Below are 18,717 nucleotides of genomic sequence, written 5' to 3'. Positions count from 1 at the left end.
CCCAATGAAGATCGTCGGGTTGATGTCCGGGACGTCGTACGACGGGGTGGACGTCGTCGCGGCGGAGTTCGAGGTCGAGGGGGACACCCTCTGGCTGCGGCCGTTGGGGCACCGTGGCCTGGACTACGACGAGGAGCTGCGCGCCGAGATCGCGGCGCTGCTGCCCCCGTCGGCCACCACCGTCGAGGCCGTCTGCCGGCTCGACAACCGTCTCGGCAAGGTGTTCGCCGACGCGGCGGCGGTCGGCCTGGACCTGGCCGGTGGGCGGGCCGACGTGGTGGTCTCGCCCGGTCAGACGGTGTTCCACTGGGTCGCCGACGGGGTGGCCCGGGGCACCCTGCAACTGGGCGCGGTGGCCCGGGTGGCCGCGCGGGTCGGCGTACCCGTGCTCAGTGACCTGCGCTCGGCGGACATCGCCGTCGGCGGGCAGGGCGCGCCGCTGGTGCCGGCCTTCGACGCGTTGCTGCTCGACGCCGCCGCCGGGCCGCGCGCGGCGCTGAACCTCGGCGGCATCGCCAACCTCACGGTGGTCGCCCCGGGCGCGCCGGTCCTCGGGTACGACGTGGGCCCCGCCAACGCCCTGCTGGACGCCGCCGCCCGGCGCTTCCTCGGCCAGCCGTGCGACGTCGACGGCGCGCGGGCGGCGGCCGGTCGGGTGCACCAAGGGCTGCTCGCCGCGCTGCTGGCCGAGCCGTACTACGCGGTGGCCCCGCCCAAGTCCACCGGCAAGGAGCTGTTCCACGCCGGTTACCTGGACCGGCACCTGGCCGCGCTCGGTACGCCGGTGCCGGTCGACGACCTGCTGGCCACGCTGACCGAGCTGACCGCACGGGTGGTGGCCGCCGAGTGTGACCGGCACGGGGTGGCCGAGGTGATCGCCGCCGGCGGTGGTGTGCGCAACCCCACCCTGTTGCGGCGGCTCGCCGCCCTGGGCGAGGGCCGGTGGCGGCTGCGCGGCACCGACGAGTTGGGCGTCCCCGCGCAGGCCAAGGAGGCGTACGCCTTCGCGTTGCTGGGTTGGCTGTCCTGGCACGGGCTGCCCGGATCGATCCCGTCGGTGACCGGTGCCACCCGGGGCGCGGTGCTCGGGTCGTGGACACCCGCCGGACCGGCGTACCCGGGCAGCCCGGCCGATCCGCCCCGGCGGCTGCGGATCCGGCGCTGATCAGGCACTCAACGCGCGGGCGTGGGTGTGACGGGCTCGGCCCGGGCTGCGGAGTACCACAGGGCCGATAGACTCTCCGGTCATGAGTGTTGAAGAGGACACGGCCAACCACGGCCGGCTGCTGGGGACGGTACGCGGTCCGCAGGACGTCAAGCGGATGTCCGGCGAGGAGCTGGACGTCCTCGCCGCCGAGATCCGGGACTTCCTGATCGCCAAGGTCTCCCGCACCGGCGGGCACGTCGGGCCCAACCTCGGTGTGGTCGAGCTGACGCTGGCCATGCACCGCGTCTTCGACTCGCCCCGGGACCGGCTCCTGTTCGACACCGGCCACCAGGCGTACGTGCACAAGATCCTCACCGGGCGGCAGGCCGGCTTCGACAAGCTCCGCCAGCGCGGGGGCCTCTCCGGCTACCCCAGCCAGGCCGAGAGCGAGCACGACCTGATCGAGAACTCGCACGCCTCCACCGCGCTCTCCTACGCCGACGGCCTGGCCAAGGCGTACGCCCTGCGCGGTGAGCAGCGCAGCGTCGTGGCCGTGGTCGGCGACGGCGCGCTCACCGGCGGCATGTGCTGGGAGGCGCTGAACAACATCGCCACCGCCGGCAACTCGCTGGTGATCGTCGTCAACGACAACGGCCGTTCCTACTCGCCCACCATCGGCGGGCTGGCCGACCACCTCTCCTCGCTGCGGCTGAACCCGGGCTACGAGAAGGTGCTCGACACGGTCAAGGACGCGCTCGGCTCCACCCCGCTGGTCGGCAAGCCGATGTACGAGGTGCTGCACGCGGTCAAGAAGGGCATCAAGGACGCCGTCGCCCCGCAGGCCATGTTCGAGGACCTCGGCATCAAGTACGTCGGCCCCGTGGACGGGCACGACGTGGCGGCGGTCGAGGCGGCACTGCGCGCGGCGAAGAACTTCGGCGGCCCGGTGATCGTGCACGCGGTCACCCGCAAGGGCTACGGCTACCGTCCGGCCGAGGAGGACGACGCGGACTGCCTGCACGGCCCGAGCAGCGCCTTCGACGTCGAGACCGGCGCCCTGCTGGCCGCGCCGTCGGTGAAGTGGACGCACGTCTTCGCCGACGAGCTGCTGGCCATCGCCGACGAGCGCCCGGACGTGGTGGGCATCACCGCCGCCATGGCCGAGCCGACCGGCATCGCGAAGCTGGCCCGCAAGTACCCCGAGCGGGTGTACGACGTGGGCATCGCCGAGCAGCACGCCGCCACCTCGGCGGCCGGGCTGGCGCTCGGTGGCCTGCACCCGGTGGTCGCGGTCTACGCCACCTTCCTCAACCGCGCCTTCGACCAGGTCCTGCTGGACGTGGCGATGCACAAGCTGCCGGTGACCTTCGTGCTGGACCGGGCCGGCATCACCGGCCCGGACGGTCCCAGCCACTACGGCATCTGGGACATGTCGGTCTTCGGGGTGGTGCCCGGTCTGCGGATCGCCGCCCCCCGTGACGCCGCCACGCTGCGGGAGGAGCTGCGCGAGGCGATGGCCGTCGACAACGGCCCCACCGTGCTGCGCTTCCCGACCGGTTCGGTCGCCGCGGACCTTCCGGCGCTGCGCCGGGTCGGCACCGTCGACGTGCTGGCCGAGTCGGCGCGTACGGACGTGCTGCTGGTCGCCGTCGGCTCGTTCGGCCAACTGGGCATGGAGGTGGCCGCCCGGGTCGCCGAGCAGGGCTACGGAGTCACCGTCGTCGACCCGCGCTGGGTGCGTCCGGTCCCGGCGGAGCTGGTCGACCTGGCCGCCCGGCACCGGCTCGTGGTCAGCGTGGAGGACGGCGTGCGGGTCGGCGGGGTGGGCGACGCGCTCGCCCAGGCGATGCGCGACGCCGACGTCCGGGTGCCGCTCAAGGACCTGGGCGTACCGGCCGACTGGCACCCGCACGGCACGCGGGCGCAGATCCTCGCCGACCTGGGCCTGACCGCGCAGGACGTGGCCCGTGACGTCACCGGTTGGATCTCCGGCCTGGACGCCACACCGGACCGCCTCACGCCGAGCGACGCGGCCGCGCAGAACTGACCCGTCAACGAACGGCGGGCGTCCCACCCGGGGACGCCCGCCCCCGCGCCGTCGATCATGGAGTTGTGGTGGGTGGTGAGTGGTGTTTTGTCCCTTTTGGGGGGCACCACAACTCCATGATCAACCGGGCTGGGTGGGCCGGGCTCGGTTTGAGTGGGCTCGGTGGGGTGGGTCAGTTGGTCGGTTTCACCGAGCGGTAGTGGGTTTTGTCGGTGTTGGCGAGGCTGTAGGTCTGGGAACGGGACGGGCTGGGGACGACCGCCAGGCCGGGTCGTTCGACCAGCAGGGGAGTGCCCGGTGGCACGGACAGGGAGCTGTCCCGGGTGGGCCGCCAACTGAGCACCACCAGCGGTTGACCGGGCACCGGCAGTTGGTACGCCTGCAACGGGGTGGCCCGGTCGGCGGGCGAGACGACGGGCGCGCTCCCGTCGGCGGGCCGGTAGACCACCGCGGTCATCGCGCCGGCGTCGGTGTCCCAGCTGAGCTGCTGCAACTCGGCCGCCCCGCCGCCTCCGAGGGCGACCTCGCCGAGCGAGCGGACGGTGAGCTTCGCCATCGGCCAGGACGTCGGCACCGAACGCGGCGCGTCCCGGTCGCCGATCCGGCGGGGGATGCTGCCGAACGGGCCCCGGTCGCCGGCGAGCACGCAGGTGTCCAGGCCGGTGAGTGCCCGCCGGCCCGTGCCCGACTCGTCGCGGACCAGCGGGTAGCGCGGATCGACGGTGCCGGTGCCCAGGTCGAGCAGCCGGTCCGCGGCCCGCCCCCGGGGCAGCGACTCGGTGGTGCGCAGGGTCGCTGTCACCCCGACCGCCGTGCAGGACGGCACGTCCACCGGCGCGCTGAGGCCGTCCGCGACGGTCAACGTCCGGTCCTGTGGCCCGACCAGCGTCTGCACCCGGGCGGAGACCAGGTAGCGCCGGCCGGCGGCGGTCTGCACCGGCAGCACGTCGGAGTAGACGAGGTAACCCGGGTCGGTGTACTCGGCGGCGCGGGTCACCGCGTACCGGTCGCCGTCGCGGGTGAGTTGCAGCAGCCAGGAGGCGCTCTCGCCGGGCACGTCGGCGGCGACGAGAGCCACCGGGGCGCCGTCGACCCGACCGGAGAAGAGGATGCCGGACGACGGCAGGTGCGCCCGGTCGTCGTCCGGTGAGCGCCAGTCCCGGACGGCCCGGGTGACAGCTGCCGTCGCCGTGGCGTCAGTCGCCAGGTCACCCCGGGGCGGCCACACGGCCAACGACCCGTCCAGGCTGTCGTACCCGACCCGTAGGCCCTGCGACTTCCTCTCGGCCACCGGGCCGCACGCAGTGCTGGCCAGCAGTGCGCTGAGCAGGACGGGGAGCGCCCTGCCGTACCGACGGCCTGGAGTCACCTGGCCCGCCCCCGATCGCCTCACCGTCGCTGTCGGAAAGCGCCATAGTACGAGATGTCCGACGCGGGGCCCCAGTTGCCCGCCGCTGGACTCGCCACATTGGACCACACCGGGGCTTTAGTGCGTTTTCGTTGCTCCGGTAGACTCCGCCGACTGTGACGCCTGCCGAGTCCCGCGCCCTGCCCGCGCCGCACCCGGAGGCCGCAGCCGGCCCCGACGAACTGGTGAGCTACCGCACACCGGTCGGCATCCTCGCCGGCCCCGCCGCCCTGACCGGAAGGTCGACCGCACCGACCGACTCCCCGGGCACCACCGACGGCGCACCCGCCGCCCCGGCCGGGGCCACCGCACCGGCCCCCACCAAGACGCCAGTTGAGCCGGACGCGCCGGTCGAGCCGGTCCTGCCGGTGGAACCCGTTGAACCGGTCGAGCCCGACGCGCCGGTCGTGCCGGCCCAGGACGCGGCGCCGGCCCTGCCGGTCGAGTCCGTCGAGCCGGACGTGGCGGCCCAGGACGCGGCGCCGGTCGAGCCGGAGACGGCTGCCGACGACGTGGAGGCGGCACCGACCAAGCGGTGGTGGCATCGTCTGCCCCGGCGCAGGCAACACCTTGCGGTGGGCGGGTTGTTCCTGCTCGCCGCGCTCTGGGTCACCAGCCGGATCTGGCTGGACCCGTCCGGCCGGGTGGCCTCCCTCTACACCGGTGACCCGGCCCAGGTGCAGTTCTTCCTCGCCCACTCGGTACGCGTGGTGCTGCACGGGGAGTACCCGTTCTACACCGAGCAGTTCAACTACCCGGACGGCGTCAACCTGATGGCCAACACGGCCGTGCTGGCGTTGGGCATTCCGATGGTCCCGGTGACGCTGCTCTTCGGGCCGGCGGTCTCCTTTGTGGTGCTGGTGACGCTCGGCCTCGCCGGCACCGCGATGGCCTGGTACCTCATGCTCTCCCGCCATCTGGTGCGTACCCCGCTCGCGGCAGCGGTGGGCGGCTGGTTCTGCGGTTTCTCGCCCGCGATGCTGTCGCACGCGAGTTGGCACCCGAACATCATCAGCCAGTTCCTGCTGCCGTTCATCATCTGGCGCGTCCTGGTCCTCACCCGGTCCCGTCGGCCGATCCGGGACGGGGCGTTGCTCGCCCTGCTGGTCACCGCCCAGGCGTTCATCAACGAGGAGATCCTGCTCTTCACGGCCCTGGCCTGCGGGGTGTTCCTGCTGGCGGTGCTCGCTCAGGAGCCGGCCCGCTGGTGGGCGGCGTGGCGACCGCTCGGCGCCGGCGTGCTGACCTGCGCGCTGCTGGCCGGTGCGCTGCTGGCGTACCCCCTGTACGTGCAGTTCGCCGGGCCGATGGCGTACCACGGGCTCAGTGACGCGGTGCGGGACTACGGCAACGACATCGCGGCCTTCTTCGCCCAGGGCTCGCCCACCCTCGGCGGCAACCAGCGGGCCAACATCAACCTGGCGCCGAACTACTCCGAGGAGAACGCGTTCTTCGGCTGGAGTCTGTCGCTGATCGCGATCGGCATCGTGATCTGGCTGCGCCGGGAGTTGATCGTGCGGGCGCTCGCGGCGACCGGCGTGTTCTTCGCCGTGCTCTCCCTCGGCGAGCGGGTGTCCTGGTGGGACCGGGAGTTGTTCACCGGGCCGTGGCAGTGGCTGGTCCACCTGCCCCTGCTGGACGCGGTGGTGCCCACCCGGTTCGGTCTGATCACCAGCGTGGTGATCGGGCTTCTGCTCGCGCTCGCCGTCGAGCGGGCCTGGGCGCTGCGCCCGGCCGACCGGCGCACCGTACGGACGCTCACCGCCGCGGGCCTGGCGTTCGCGCTGCTGCCGATCGCCCCGATGCCGCTGCGGATGGTCTCCCGGCCGCCGGTGCCGGACTTCATCACGGCCGACCGCTGGCGGGCGTACGTGGGGCCGGACCAGACGCTGGTGCCGATCCCGGTGCCCAGCATGGGCAACACGCACGGCATGCGCTGGGCGGCGGCCACGAACCTCGACTTCAAGATCCCCGGCGGTTACTTCCTCGCCCCCCGCAACGGCAACACCGGTGACGCGGGCCGGTTCGGCGGCCGACCCAGCGGTGTGGGTCAGATGCTGGAGGAGGTGGCGACCACCGGGCGTACGCCGAAGCTCGACGACCGGCAGCGCCGCCGCTTCAGCGACGAACTGCGCCACTGGCGGGCCGCGATCCTGGTGCTCCCGGTCCGTCAGCAGAACTCCGAGCCGCTGCGACGTGCCGTCGAGGACCTGGTCGGCCCCGGCCGCCAGGAGTTGGACGTCTGGGTGTGGGACGTCCGGGCGCTGACCGACCGTTCGGTCTGATGACCATCGGGACGACGTCCCCGACCACGTCGCCCCCGGCGACGGCCCGCCCATCCCGCGCGGGCCGGCTCCGGGACCTGCTGGTGGTGGCCGGTTACCTGGCCCTCGCGGTCGTGCTGACCAGCGCCCAGTGGGGGCACCCGTGGCGGCTGTTCCACCAGGCGGGCGACCAGATCCTCTTCGAGTGGATGCTGGCCCACGCGGCGCACGCCGTCGTCGAGGGGGAGAACCCGCTCTTCAGCGCCGTGTTGAACGCCCCCGACGGGGTGAACCTGATGGCGAACACCTCGGTGCTCGGCCTGGGCGTTCCGTTGACCCCGGTGACCCTGCTCCTCGGCTCGCAGGTCGCGTTCTGCGTGGCGGTCGTGTGCTGCCTCGCCGGCACGGCCGCGGCCTGGTACGCGTTGCTGCGCCGCCGCCTGGTCACCACCCGGTCCGCAGCCGCGGTCGGGGGCCTGATCTGCGGTTTCGCCCCGGGCATGATCGCCCAGGCGGGCGCGCACCTGCACATCGCCGCGCAGTTCCTGGTGCCCGCGATCCTCGCCCTGGTGTTCCGGCCCGCCCCGGAGACGACGCACCGACTCGCCTCGGAGGCGGCACACCGGCCCGTCCCGGAGACGACGCACCGACTCGCCGGAGTGTGGCGACCCGGCGTCGTCCTCGGGTTGCTGCTCGTCTGGCAGGTCTTCATCGGCGAGGAGGTGCTGGTCTTTTTGGCGCTCGCGGCGGGCGTGTTCGCGCTCGGCTACGCGCTCGCCGACCGGGTGGCCGCCCGGCGGCTCGCGCCGGCCCTGTTCGGCCGGCTGGCGGTGGCTGCCGGGGTGGCGGGCGTGCTGCTGGCGTACCCCCTGTGGTTTCAGTTCTTCGGCCCGCAGCGCTACGCCGGGATGGCGTTCGCCGCGCACGCGTTCCAGTTGGACGCCGCGTCGTTCACCGCGTCGGCACGGCAGACCGTCCTCGGTGACGACTGGCTCCCGGGGTTGCTCTCGCCGAACCCGACCGAGGAGAACTCGTTCTTCGGCCCGGGGTTGCTGGTGCTGGCCGTGGTGATCGTGATCTGGCTGTGGCGGCGACCGTCGGTCCGCGCGCTGGCCGGCTGTGGGCTGGTGTTCGCGCTGCTCTCCCTCGGCACCGAGCTGCGGGTCGACGGCACCGCGACCGGTATCCCCGGGCCGTACCGGCTGGTCGCCGGGCTGCCCCTGCTCGACCTCGCGGTGCCGGCCCGGTTCGCGCTGGTCTGCGTACCGGTGCTGGGGGTGCTGGTGGCGCTCTCCGTGGACCGGGTGTGGGCGGCACGCAAGCTGTCGGCCGTCGCCGGGGTGCCGGTGCGGTTGCTGTGGGCCGGAGCGGTGGCCGCCGCGTTGCTGCCGCTGGTGCCGACGCCGATCCGGGTGGTGCCGGTCATGCCGGTGCCGGGGTTCGTCGCGGACGGCGGGTGGCGGCCCCTGGTGCCGCCGGGCCGGACGGTGGTCGCCGTACCGCCGGTCACCGGCGCGGCGCGGAGCCCGGTGATGCTCTGGTCGGCCCGCACCGGCCTGGCGTTCACCGCGCCGGGTGGCTACTTCATCGGTCCGAGCGGCCCGGACGACCCGGCCGCCCGCTGGGGCGCGCCGGACCGTCCCACGTCCGTGCTGCTGCGGCGGGTGGCGGAGACCGGTGCGGTGCCGGTGCTCACCGACGCCGACCGTCGTAGCGCGGTCGAGGACCTGCGGCACTGGCGGGCCGCCGTGGTGGTGCTCGGCCCGCTGAGCAACGGCGACCCGGTCCGTCGCACCGTCGACGACCTGCTCGGTCCGGGCCGCCCGGTGGACGGCGGTTGGGTGTGGGACGTCCGGGAGCAGGTCGGCTGATCAGCCCACCAACGCGCGGACGTCCCAGACCCAGACGTCGTCGACCCGCTGCGGTGGCCCGATCAGGCCGGTGACCAGCTCGCGCAGGACCGCCTCGTCGGGGTGCGCACCGAGCACCACCACCGACGCCCGCCAGAACCGCAGGTCCTCGACGGCTTGACGGCGGTTCTCGTCGGTGAGCGCCGGGACGGCGTCCTTGTCCATCGTGGAGTAGATGAGCGTGCTGGTGGGCCGGTTCGGCGCGCCGAAGACGCCTTCGCCGACCTCGTTCGGGCCGATGAAGTAGCCGCCCGGGACGGGGAACTCCTGCCCGGTCAGCGCACTCCAGCGCAACGTCGGCAGGCCGTGCACGTTGCTCGGGATCGGCACCGGCACCAGGGTCCGGCCCGCCGGCACGTACGGCCGCCAGCCACCCGCGGTGATGAAGTGCGGTGGCGGGTCGATCTGCTGGGCAGGCAGCGGCCGGGGGAAGAGCGGCAGCACGGCGAGGGCGACCGCGGCGTACCCCACCGGGCGCAGCCACCGACGACGCGCCGCGACGGGCGCGGGCTGGTCCGTCGCCGCCGGCTCGTCGGCGACCGCCGGGGCCGCGTCGCCGGTCCGCTGCGCCGGCACCCGCGGCTGGTCGACCACCGGCCGACCCTGGCGGTACGCGGCGTCCCAGGCGAGCGCGAGGAGTACGCCCACCGCGGCGCCCACCACCAGCGTCAACCGGGTCGGCATCATCATCTCCACCAGCGGCAGGTCGTCCGGCACGTACGACCACGGGCCGCGCACGTCCGTCTCGACGCCGTTGAAGCGGACCCATGGCCCGATCGACGCCACGGTGAAGACGACGATCAGCACCGCGGCGATCCGGGCCGGAAGCGAGCGTCGGACGAGCAGCACCAGGGCGACCACAGTGAGCAGCACCAGCGGCCAGCCGAACCAGGTGTTCTGCTCGGTCAGCCCGATCGTCTTCTCCACCGCCGGGTCACCGGCCCAGGTGTCGCGGGCGAAGGTGACGAAGGCGGCCAGGTCCTCACCCCAGTTGTGGAAGACGCCGCCCTGTAGCCCCCGGTAGGACTGGGGACCGTTGAACTGGAACCAGATCGGGTACGCCGCGAGCGCCAGGGCCAGCCCGCCGGCGACGCCGAGCCCGGCCAGGAACGTGCCGGCGACGGCCCGGGTGGCGGCCGGACGCTGCACGGCGTACGCCAGCACGACGACCAGGCAGGCCAGGGCGGTGAGGAGCAGCATCTCCTCGTTGATGAAGATCTGGTACGTCACCAGCGCACCGAGCACCAGCCCGTTGCGCCGCCACCGGCCGGCCTCACCGAGGCGCAGCACCCGCACCACGATCAGCGGCAGCAGGAAGTTGGACACGAAGTTCGGTTGGCCGTTGGCGTGGTGGATGATCCCCGGCGCGAAGCCGAGGAACGCACCGCCGACGAAGGCCGCCGCCCGGGAGCGCACCAGGTGGCGGGAGAGCATCCAGTAACCGGTGCCGGCGGTGGCGGCCAACGCTCCGCCCAGGTAGAGCGCGTACATCACCTGGGGACCGAGCACCATGGTCAGTGGGGCCAACGGCAGGGTCACCCCGAGCAGCGAGGTGTTGGCGATCATGTTCACCCCGTCCGGGGCGTTCTGCCGGGCCGTGAACAGCGGGTTTTCCAGGTGCCGCACCGAGTACGCGCCGTGCGCGAACAGCCATTCGAACCAGCTGTGGTCGGTGGGCAGGTGCGAGGAGACCCGGCCGGTGACGTCACCCCAGTAGTTGAGGCAGACGAATACGCCCAGTAGCACATAGGCTCCGAGGGCCAACAGGTCGGCTCGGGCCGGGCGGCGTCGAGGCCGTCGAGTCGACACGGCCTCGGCCGGGTCGGCGTCGGTCAGGGAATTCAGCGAGGGGTCTACCACCGGCACGGCCACGACGGGCCATCGTACAGGGGCGTTTCCGTCGCTTTTGCCAGCCCGGTGCACCCACGGCCGGTTTGCCGGACGGTGACCCGCGGTGACGGAAGGACGATCGTTGTCGATCATCGAGCTGGGCGAGGTGCGGGACGAGCCCGCGTCGACGCCTGCGGCTCGCCGACCGCGCTCGGGCGGCCGACCGCTGCGCAGCGCGGCGGTGCTGGTCCTCGCCCTGGTGGTGCTGAGCGCCGCGGCACCACAGCCGCAGCGGGCGGTGAGCGTGGTGCCGGCGTCGCGGACGTCCACCGCCTACCTCGGCGGGGACAGCGTCTTCGTGGTCGACCCGCCGGCACCCGAGGGGGACCGGTTTCTGACCGCGTACGCCCAGCCGTCCCCGACCGGCGGCGGCGTGCGCCGACGGTGGCAGGCGCCGCTGGCCCGCCTCGGTGACTACCTCGACGTCCGGGTGGAGCGGGGGCTGGTGTTGGCGATGACTGTCGACGCTCCGGGCCGGGTGTTCCGGACCATCGCCTTCGACATCGGTTCGGGCGAGCGGCGGTGGCAGCTTCCCGGTGCGCCCCAACCGACCGCCGACGACGGTCTGCTGCTGACCGACGTGCGGGACAACGGGTCGGGCGCGCTGAACCGGGTCGAGCCCCACACCGGCCGGGTGCTCTGGTCGGTGCCGATCCCCTCGGCAGCCAATCCCTCCTACCACCTCCGGGAAGGCCGGGTCGACGGGTTCGTGCTGCTCCTGGCCACCGGCGAGGTGCAGGTGTACGACGCCGCCACGGGCCGGATGCTGCGCAGCGTCGACACGCTGCCCGGTGACCGGGAGGCGTACCAGCGGGTGCAGGTCGTCGACGACCTGCTGCTGGTCGTCCCACCCGGCAGCACCCGGCTGGTGGGCTACGCGCTGACCGAGCTGAAGCCCCTGTGGACGGCGGAGGTGCCGTTGATCTCCTACGTGGTCGGCTGCGCCGGTCTGCTCTGCGCGGTGCCGCAGACCGGTGGCCTTCAGGTGCTCGATCCGGCCACCGGCGTCGTACGGTGGTCGGACTCCGGTCCGGACAATCTGGCGGACGTCCGGCACGGTCAGTTGCTGATGGCCAAGCCCGGCCGAGGGTACGAGGTGTGGGATGCGGCGACCGGTCAGGTGCGTACCGGGTTGGGTGGGTGGGCTCTGATGCAGGTGGCCGGGCCGGGCGGCCCCCTGGTCGGGACGCGGTCGGGTGACGACGGCCGGAGGGTCGTCGCCGAGCTGGATCTCGTCGCCCGCCGGACGCGGATCGTCGACGTGTTGCCGGGCATCGCCGGCAGCTGCCAGGCGTCCCTGCCGATGCTGCTCTGTCAGCGCCTCGACGGCACCACCGCGCTGTGGCGGTTGACCCGGTGAGCGACTCGGTGATCGACCTCGGTGTGCTGCGGCACGGCCCGGATCCGGACCCGCTGCCCCGCCCACCCCGCGCGAACGGCCGGCAACTGCGCGCCGCGCTGGTCGCGCTGCTCGCGCTGCTCACCCTCGCCGCCGCCGGCGCGCCGCCGCCCCGGCGGGCCGTGGTGACGCTGCCGGTGCCGTCCGGCGCCGACGTGTTGGTCGACGGTGACCTCGCCGTGGCCATCGAGCCGACCGGCACGTCCGATCCGCAGGAGCGACGACTGGCGGCGTATCGGCTGCCCGGCGGCGAGCCGGCCTGGCAGGCGCCGCTGTCGGCGGAGGCCCGGTACTGGAGGATCTCCCCGCTGGGCGAGCTGCTGATCCTCAGCGGGTACGAGATCGGTCCGCAGGGCCAGGACATGACGACCATCGCGGTGGACCGGGCGACCGGCGCGTACCGGTGGCAGCAACCGGGGAGCGCCGACCGACTGGTCGACGGCAACCTGCTGCTGCGCACCGGCGGCGAGAGCGAGCCGAGCGTCCTGCGGGTGGTCGACCCCTGCTGCGGCACCGTCCGCTGGCAGTTGCCCGCCACCACCGCCGGAATCATCCCGCGCGAGACTGAGCGCGGGCTGGATCGGCTGATCCTCAACCCACCGGACGGGCCGGTCGAGGTACGCGACGCGACCACCGGTGCGGTGCTGGCGCGCGCCGACCTGCTACCGGACGACGGCGGGCGATTCGGGTTGGAGGTGCTGGACGACCTCCTGCTGGTCATCGACCGAGGCTCGGGCACCGTCACCGCGTACGGCCTGGACCAGCTCGACCGGCGCTGGATCCGCCCGAACGTGACAGTCGACTTCGTGATGACCTGTGGCCCTGTCCTGTGTCTGCGCACCGGTTCCAACCAACTGCAGGCGCTCGACCCGGCCACCGGCGTGGTGCGCTGGAGCAGCAACCGGTGGGGGTGGGCGTGGGGCGCCGAGGACCGGTTGCTGGCCAACGCGGTGGGCGGCGGAGACGCGCCGGAACGCTTCGTCGTGCTGGACGCGCTCACCGGTCAGGAGGTGGCCGTCCTGGGCTCGTGGGAGCTGTACCGGCGGGATCCGGGCGATCCGCTGACGGCCATCCGCAAGCACCCCGACGGCGGGGTGGTCGTCGGTGAGGTGGATCTGCGAGCCGGGGCGGTACGCCTCCTCGACGTACTGCACGATGCCACCGGGGAGTGTCAGGTGACCGACTCCCACCTGCTGTGCGTGAGCCCCGGCACCTACCGGCTGTGGCGGTTGCGCCGCTGATTACCAGTTCGCCTGGGGTGGCGGCGGGGGCAGCGGCACCGACGGGGGGTGCAGCACGTACGCCACGCCGCCGCTGCCGCGCTGCCAGACCGCCTCGAACGGCTGCCGCGGCACGGTACGGCGGACCGCGTCGTCGTCCGGGGCGTACGGGTCGTTGAGCACCGGGTCGCCGTCGGCAGTGAAGCCGACCAGCACCATCAGGTGCCCTCTGGTGTCGTAGGCGAGCCCCGGCACCTCGTCGGCGCGGAACGCGGCGGACACGACCAGCGGGATGCCGGCCGCGACGAACGCCTCCGCCTCGGCCAGCGACCGGAGCCGGGTGACGAACGCGTCCACCCCGAACCGACCGGCGTACGCGGTGTTGAACGGCCAGTTGCCGGCCCCGGCGTACGCGTGGTCGTAGCAGTGCCGGGCGGCGTGCACCACCACCGGGCGTGGGCCGGGCGGCTCCACCCAGGCGTAGTGCTCCTCCGTCGGCCCGAGGCCCCAGTAGGCGAGCACCATCGAGGTGCAGGTGGGGCTGCACCAGGAGTCGCCGCCCCCGCCCCACTGCGGGTACCGGCCGGCGTGCAGCCGCTGCGAGTAGCGGGGGACGTCCAGCACCCGCCCACGGGCGGCGGGCGAGGCGGGCGCCGGCGCGTCGGTCGGGCCGGGCAGCGCGGGGCCGGTGGCGACAGCGCCGAAGCTGCGCAGCACCGGGCCGGTCGGGGCGCCGTCCGGTCGGCACACTGTCACCCGCGCCTGCCAGCCGGTGACCGTCGCCCCGTTCACGACCAGGGTGTCGGTGTCGACAGCGGCGTCGTCGTCGCGCTGCCCAGGGACCGAGGTGCGTCGTACCGCCCGGTCGTCGGCCGCCCAGCGGGCCAGCCGGTACCAGCCGGTGGCGGGGGAGTCGTCGTGCCAGCCGCGCAGCTCGACCTCGATCCAGGAGCCGTCCGGGGTGTCGGCGGTCCAGGACGGCACGACCTCGGCGACGCTGAAGCCCACCGGCACCGGAGGTGACGTCCAGGTGCGCGGCCCGTCGACACCGCGCTCGTCGCCGTCGAGCGCCAGGTCGGCCGGCCTGTGGAAACCCCGGTACAGGATGTCCCGCCGGGTGGGTGGTGCCGCGATCGTCATTCCAGGTCCGTCCGTCGCTCGGTGCCGCCGGACAGCATCGCGTACGCCGACCGGGCCCGCAACGCCGACCGGCGCGGGCGGCGAGGGACGATGGTTGCCGGCCGGCACTAGGTTGTCGGTGGTCAGCAGCGAGGAGGGCCGGGATGCGGGTACTGGTGGTCGAGGACGAGCGCAACCTCGCCGACGCGATCGCGCGCGGGTTGCGCAAGCGGGGGATGGCCGTCGACGTGGCGTACGACGGCGACGCCGGCCACGAGGCGGCGTTCGTCACGCGGTACGACGTGGTGGTGCTCGACCGCGACCTGCCGGGCGTGCACGGCGACCAGATCTGCGCCGACCTGGCCGCCTCCGGCGCGTTGACCCGGGTGCTGATGCTCACCGCGAGTGGCACGGTGGCGGACCGGGTGGAGGGGTTGCAGCTCGGCGCGGACGACTACCTGCCCAAACCGTTCGCCTTCGACGAGCTGGTCGCCCGGGTGCAGGCGTTGGGCCGGCGGGCCACCCCGGCCGCGCCGCCGGTGCTCGAACTGGCCGACCTGGTGCTCGACCCGGCCCGCCGGGTGGCCACCCGTGCCGGCGTGCCGGTCGACCTCACCAACAAGGAGTTCGGGGTGCTCAGCGAGCTGCTCAAGGCGCGCGGCGCGGTGGTCTCCAGCGAGGAGCTGCTGGAACGGGTGTGGGACGCCAACACCGACCCGTTCACCACCATCGTCCGGGTCACCGTGATGACGCTGCGCAAGAAGCTCGGCGACCCGCCGCTGATCGAGACGGTGGTCGGCGCGGGTTACCGCACCGCCGAGGTGAGCTCGTGAGCGTGAGGAGTGAGCCGGGTCTGCGAGCCCCGCAGTCGCGAACCGAGGGCGCACGGTGAGCCGGCGGTTGCGCCCCACCCTGCGACTGCGGCTGACACTGCTCAACGGGGTGCTGCTGGTCGGCGCGGGGGCGATCCTGGTCGCGCTGGCGTGGCTGCTGGTCCGGGACGCGCTGCGCCCCACCGACGAGTTGCTGCCCGGCACGACGGTGGTGCTCGCCGACGGGACGTCGATGGACGCCGCCCAGTGGCAGCGGCAACTCGTCGACGCCGCCTCCGGGGAACTGCTGGCGAAGGGCCTGGTCGCGCTGCTGGCGGTGAGCGTCGTCGGAGTGGCCGGCGCGTACGCCGTGGCCGGTCGGGCGCTGCGCCCGTTGCACCAGGTCACCGCGACCGCGCAGCGGCTCGGTGAGGCGACGCTGGACCAGCGGATCGGCTACTCGGGCGCCGACGACGAGGTGGCCGAGCTGGCCAAGACGTTCGACGCCATGTTGGACCGGATCGCGTCCGCCTTCGAGGCGCAGAAACGTTTCGTGGCGAACGCCTCGCACGAGCTGCGTACCCCGCTCGCCGTCATGCGGACCGAGATCGACGTGACGCTCAGCGACGACGACGCGGATGCCGCCGAGTACCGTCGGATGGCGACGGTGGTCCGGGACGCCTCGGAACGCGCCAACGGCCTGGTGGACGCGCTGCTGGTGCTGGCCCGCAGCGAGGCGCAGGCCGGGCGGCAGCTGGGTCGGCGGACGGAGTGTGACCTCGCCACCGGCACCGTCAACGCGTTGTCGGCGATGCGCCGCGAGGTGGAACGGATCGGTCTGCGGGTGCAGACGTCACTGGAGTCCGCGCCGGTCGTCGGTGATCCGGGGTTGCTCGACCGGCTGGCCGGGAACCTCATCGAGAACGCGGTCCGCTACAACCACCTGCATGGCCGGCTGTGGGTGCGTACCGGCACCGACGGCGTCCGGTCGTGGTTGGTGGTGGGCAACACCGGCTTCGAGGTGGACCAGGCCGACGTGCCGGGGCTGTTCGAGCCGTTCCGGCGCGGTGGCCGGGAACGCACCGGCGCCCGCGGCTCCGGGCTGGGCCTGTCCATCGTCCGGGCGGTCTGCACGGCGCACGGCGGGACGGTACGGGTGATCGCGCAGCCCGGCGGTGGCCTGGAGGTCACCGTCACCCTGCCGTCGGCGGACGCCCCGGCGGTGACCGGGCCGGTGTCGACGGGCGGCTGAACGGGGTTGCGGGCGGCGTTCGGCCGATGGCAAGATCACCGGGTCGGCTCGGAGAGTGAAGGGGGGTGCGTCGATGTCCACCACTAAGGGCTCCGCACCCCGGGTGATCGCAGGCTGACCCCCGGCGGCGGAGCGTCCCCATCCGACGACGGAGGGACCACCCGTGTATCCACGGATCCGCACCATTAGTTTCGACTGCCATGACACGTACACCCTGGCCGGCTCCTGGTCGGCGGTGCTCGCCGGGTGCTGCGTGCTCCGCAGCGCTGGGGGACGTGTCGCTACCACCACTGTGGAGGACCAACCGTGAGTTCGATCATTCACAACATCAGCATCGACTGCCACGACACGTACGCCCTGGCCGGCTTCTGGGCGCAGGTCTTCGACTGCCCCCGGCAGCCCGACGACTTCCCCGGCGACCCGGAGGCGATGCTCCTGCCGCCCGGGGGCCCGGAGGTGCTGTTCATCGCGGTGCCCGAAGGCAAGACGGTGAAGAACCGGTTGCACCTCGACCTGCAACCCGCCGACCGCACCCGGGCCGAGGAGGTCGAGCGACTGCTCGCCATCGGCGCGACGCTCGTCGACGACCGGGTCAGCCCGACCGGTAGCGGATGGGTGGTGCTCGCCGACCCGGAGGGCAACGAGTTCTGCGTCCTCGGTAACAAGGCCGAGCGGGCGGCGGCAGCGGCGGCCCGGGCCGCGGCGCAGGGCAACGACCCGGCCTGAATACCGGTACGAGGCCTCGGCCACCCGCGGGTGGTCGGGGCCTCGTGTGGCACGACCAGGTCCCTGCCGCCGCACCCCGTCCATGATCAACAGGGGCGGCGGGCTGGGCGGCGGTGGTGTTAGATGAGCGGCCAGAGCAGCGGCCGAGAGGCGAGTGGGCAGAGATGGATACGACGGCGACGGAGCCGGTGCAGGCGTACCTCACCGCTACCGGCGAGCGGCTGCGAGCCGACGGCTGCGAGGTGACCACCGAGGACTGGCGCGGCACCCCGGTGCTGATCGGCTACCGCGGCGATTTCAGGTTCCGGTGGATGGCGACCACGTTGCACCTGTTCACGATCGCCGCGCCGACGACCGTGGTCACGGCGGACGCGCTGCGCGCGTTCACCGCGACGGTGATGGACTACGTGGTGGCCCGCAAGGGGCAGCTACGTGGCTTCCAGAGCGGTGTGGCGGCCATCCCCGCCCTGGTCGGCACCCAGGTCGACCCAGCGGCGTCGGCCTGGGCGCAGGAGGGGCAGCAGGTGAAGTTCGCGTCGGTGGCCCGGCCGGTCGCGGTGGACGCCGGCACCGGTGCGGCTGCCGCCTACCGCGGCAACCCGATGCTCGGCATCGTCTACGCGGCCCATCTGCGCAGCAAGCTGAACGCGTACTTCCCGGCCGCCTGAACGACCGCCGCGTACGACACCGGGCCCCGGCCACCCTCGGGTGGTCGGGGCCCCGGTCGTGGACGGATCAGGAGCGCTGCTCGATCTGGCCCCGGATCGTGACGAACTCGGCCTTCGTCTGCTCGGCGGTCTTGAAGTACATGACCACCATGCCCAGGCTGCCCCGGTCGGCCCACAGGCACACGCCGAGCGGCAGGCTCTCGGCCTTGCCGTCGCCGCACTTCGCGTCACCGCCGAGCGGACCAGGATCGACGGCCGCCAGGTTGGTCAGCGCCAGCTCGGCGGAGATCCCGTTGATCGCGTCGTCCAACTCCTTCTTCGGATCCGTCATCAGGCCGGACGCGCCCACGATCATCACGAGGTCCTGCTTGGCCGGGTCGCCGTAGAAGGCGCCGACGGTGCTGGTCTCGTTCTGCACATCCGCCTTCATCTCGGTGACCATCTGGTCGGCAGCCGCCTGCAACTCCGGCTCCGTGATCTTCGGCCGGCCGGCGAGCGTGGCCGGCGCGACCAGCCGGGTCTTGGTGGCGTCGACGACGTCGCCCACGTCGTCCTTGACGGTGAACCAGATGGCGGCCGCGCCGCCGAGGCAGACCACCAGCAGCACGGCCAGCACGATCAGGATGATCTTGCCGACGTTCGACTTCTTCGCCGGTGGCGGACCCGCGAACTGGTGGGGATCGCCGTACGGCTGACCCGGCTGTGCGGGCGGGAACCCCTGCTGCTGCGGGGGCGGCCATCCACCGGGCTGCTGGGGCTGGCCCGGCTGCTGGGGCTGGCCCGGGTGCTGCGGCGGGTTGGAGGAATCGTGCGGCGGGCCGTAGGGACTGGCCGGCGGCTGGGACATTCAGTCAG

14 protein-coding genes are annotated in these 18,717 nt (G+C 73.2%); 10 read left to right on the top strand and 4 right to left on the bottom strand.

Going from position 1 to position 18,717, the window contains the following annotated elements:
• The first annotated feature begins 4 nt into the window (after positions 1 to 4).
• Positions 5 to 1,165, top strand: coding sequence for an anhydro-N-acetylmuramic acid kinase (locus GA0070612_RS29320; protein ID WP_088990860.1), 1,161 nt, complete (start codon positions 5 to 7; stop codon positions 1,163 to 1,165).
• Between the two features lie 82 nt (positions 1,166 to 1,247).
• The gene (dxs, locus tag GA0070612_RS29315) at positions 1,248 to 3,194 is read left to right on the top strand and encodes a 1-deoxy-D-xylulose-5-phosphate synthase (RefSeq protein ID WP_088990859.1); all 1,947 of its coding nucleotides are present in this window, start codon (positions 1,248 to 1,250) and stop codon (positions 3,192 to 3,194) included.
• 172 nt (positions 3,195 to 3,366) lie between these two features.
• On the opposite strand, the gene GA0070612_RS29310 is transcribed toward dxs, so the two are convergent.
• Positions 3,367 to 4,563, bottom strand: coding sequence for a hypothetical protein (locus GA0070612_RS29310; RefSeq protein WP_088990858.1), 1,197 nt, complete (start codon positions 4,561 to 4,563; stop codon positions 3,367 to 3,369).
• A 551-nt stretch (positions 4,564 to 5,114) separates the two neighbouring features.
• On the opposite strand from GA0070612_RS29310, the gene GA0070612_RS29305 reads away from it, so the two are divergent.
• Both GA0070612_RS29305 and GA0070612_RS29300 read left to right on the top strand, forming a co-directional pair.
• The gene (locus tag GA0070612_RS29305) at positions 5,115 to 6,887 is read left to right on the top strand and encodes a hypothetical protein (protein ID WP_408630593.1); all 1,773 of its coding nucleotides are present in this window, start codon (positions 5,115 to 5,117) and stop codon (positions 6,885 to 6,887) included.
• The gene (locus tag GA0070612_RS29300) at positions 6,887 to 8,737 is read left to right on the top strand and encodes a hypothetical protein (RefSeq protein ID WP_088991846.1); all 1,851 of its coding nucleotides are present in this window, start codon (positions 6,887 to 6,889) and stop codon (positions 8,735 to 8,737) included. The genes GA0070612_RS29305 and GA0070612_RS29300 overlap by 1 nt, the downstream gene beginning before the upstream one ends.
• On the opposite strand, the gene GA0070612_RS29295 is transcribed toward GA0070612_RS29300, so the two are convergent.
• Positions 8,738 to 10,648 carry a hypothetical protein gene (locus GA0070612_RS29295; protein ID WP_088990857.1) on the bottom strand — a complete coding sequence of 637 codons (1,911 nt, stop codon included), beginning with the start codon at positions 10,646 to 10,648 and terminating at the stop codon, positions 8,738 to 8,740. It abuts the gene before it with no gap.
• An 82-nt stretch (positions 10,649 to 10,730) separates the two neighbouring features.
• Between GA0070612_RS29295 and GA0070612_RS29290 the strand changes: the two genes are divergently transcribed.
• Both GA0070612_RS29290 and GA0070612_RS29285 read left to right on the top strand, forming a co-directional pair.
• Positions 10,731 to 12,026: an outer membrane protein assembly factor BamB family protein gene (locus GA0070612_RS29290; protein WP_157742641.1), complete on the top strand. Its 1,296-nt coding sequence runs from the start codon at positions 10,731 to 10,733 to the stop codon at positions 12,024 to 12,026.
• A complete protein-coding gene (locus GA0070612_RS29285; protein WP_157742640.1) occupies positions 12,023 to 13,306 on the top strand; it encodes an outer membrane protein assembly factor BamB family protein in 1,284 nt (427 codons plus the stop codon). Before GA0070612_RS29290 ends, GA0070612_RS29285 begins: the two co-directional genes overlap by 4 nt.
• Here the strand turns inward: GA0070612_RS29285 and GA0070612_RS29280 are convergent, their stop codons facing one another.
• Positions 13,307 to 14,425: a peptidase C39 family protein gene (locus tag GA0070612_RS29280; protein WP_088990854.1), complete on the bottom strand. Its 1,119-nt coding sequence runs from the start codon at positions 14,423 to 14,425 to the stop codon at positions 13,307 to 13,309.
• Between the two features lie 143 nt (positions 14,426 to 14,568).
• Here GA0070612_RS29280 and GA0070612_RS29275 point away from each other — a divergent pair, with 143 nt between their 5' ends.
• The 4 genes from GA0070612_RS29275 (at position 14,569) to GA0070612_RS29255 (ending at position 17,862) form a co-directional block, all read left to right on the top strand.
• Positions 14,569 to 15,237, top strand: a complete 669-nt coding sequence (locus tag GA0070612_RS29275) for a response regulator transcription factor (RefSeq protein ID WP_088990853.1) — start codon at positions 14,569 to 14,571, stop codon at positions 15,235 to 15,237.
• A gap of 55 nt (positions 15,238 to 15,292) precedes the next feature.
• Entirely contained in the window at positions 15,293 to 16,468 is a 1,176-nt protein-coding gene (locus GA0070612_RS29270; protein ID WP_088990852.1) for a sensor histidine kinase, read from the top strand.
• Between the two features lie 306 nt (positions 16,469 to 16,774).
• Positions 16,775 to 17,194 (top strand): VOC family protein, encoded by a 420-nt coding sequence (locus GA0070612_RS29260; RefSeq protein ID WP_088990851.1) that lies wholly within the window; start codon positions 16,775 to 16,777, stop codon positions 17,192 to 17,194.
• 164 nt (positions 17,195 to 17,358) lie between these two features.
• On the top strand, positions 17,359 to 17,862 hold the full coding sequence (locus GA0070612_RS29255; protein WP_088990850.1) for a levansucrase: 504 nt from the start codon (positions 17,359 to 17,361) through the stop codon (positions 17,860 to 17,862).
• Positions 17,863 to 17,929: 67 nt separating this feature from the next.
• Here GA0070612_RS29255 and GA0070612_RS29250 read toward each other — a convergent pair whose 3' ends face one another.
• Entirely contained in the window at positions 17,930 to 18,709 is a 780-nt protein-coding gene (locus tag GA0070612_RS29250) for a hypothetical protein (RefSeq protein ID WP_088990849.1), read from the bottom strand.
• Between the last annotated feature and the right edge of the window lie 8 nt (positions 18,710 to 18,717).

It is taken from the genome of Micromonospora chokoriensis (assembly GCF_900091505.1).
Taxonomy (GTDB): Bacteria; Actinomycetota; Actinomycetes; order Mycobacteriales; family Micromonosporaceae; genus Micromonospora; species Micromonospora chokoriensis.
The sequence above is the reverse complement of the archived record's forward strand: the minus strand, read 5'-3'. Positions and strand labels throughout refer to the sequence as shown.

What these genes read in the sequence shown, in the direction of transcription:
- GA0070612_RS29250 (WP_088990849.1), bottom strand. Translation starts at nt 18,709, where the DNA reads ATGTCCCAGCCGCCGGCCAGTCCCTACGGCCCGCCGCACGATTCCTCC.
- dxs (WP_088990859.1), top strand. Translation starts at nt 1,248, where the DNA reads ATGAGTGTTGAAGAGGACACGGCCAACCACGGCCGGCTGCTGGGGACG.
- GA0070612_RS29255 (WP_088990850.1), top strand. Translation starts at nt 17,359, where the DNA reads ATGGATACGACGGCGACGGAGCCGGTGCAGGCGTACCTCACCGCTACC.
- GA0070612_RS29280 (WP_088990854.1), bottom strand. Translation starts at nt 14,425, where the DNA reads ATGACGATCGCGGCACCACCCACCCGGCGGGACATCCTGTACCGGGGT.
- GA0070612_RS29320 (WP_088990860.1), top strand. Translation starts at nt 5, where the DNA reads ATGAAGATCGTCGGGTTGATGTCCGGGACGTCGTACGACGGGGTGGAC.
- GA0070612_RS29300 (WP_088991846.1), top strand. Translation starts at nt 6,887, where the DNA reads ATGACCATCGGGACGACGTCCCCGACCACGTCGCCCCCGGCGACGGCC.
- GA0070612_RS29275 (WP_088990853.1), top strand. Translation starts at nt 14,569, where the DNA reads ATGCGGGTACTGGTGGTCGAGGACGAGCGCAACCTCGCCGACGCGATC.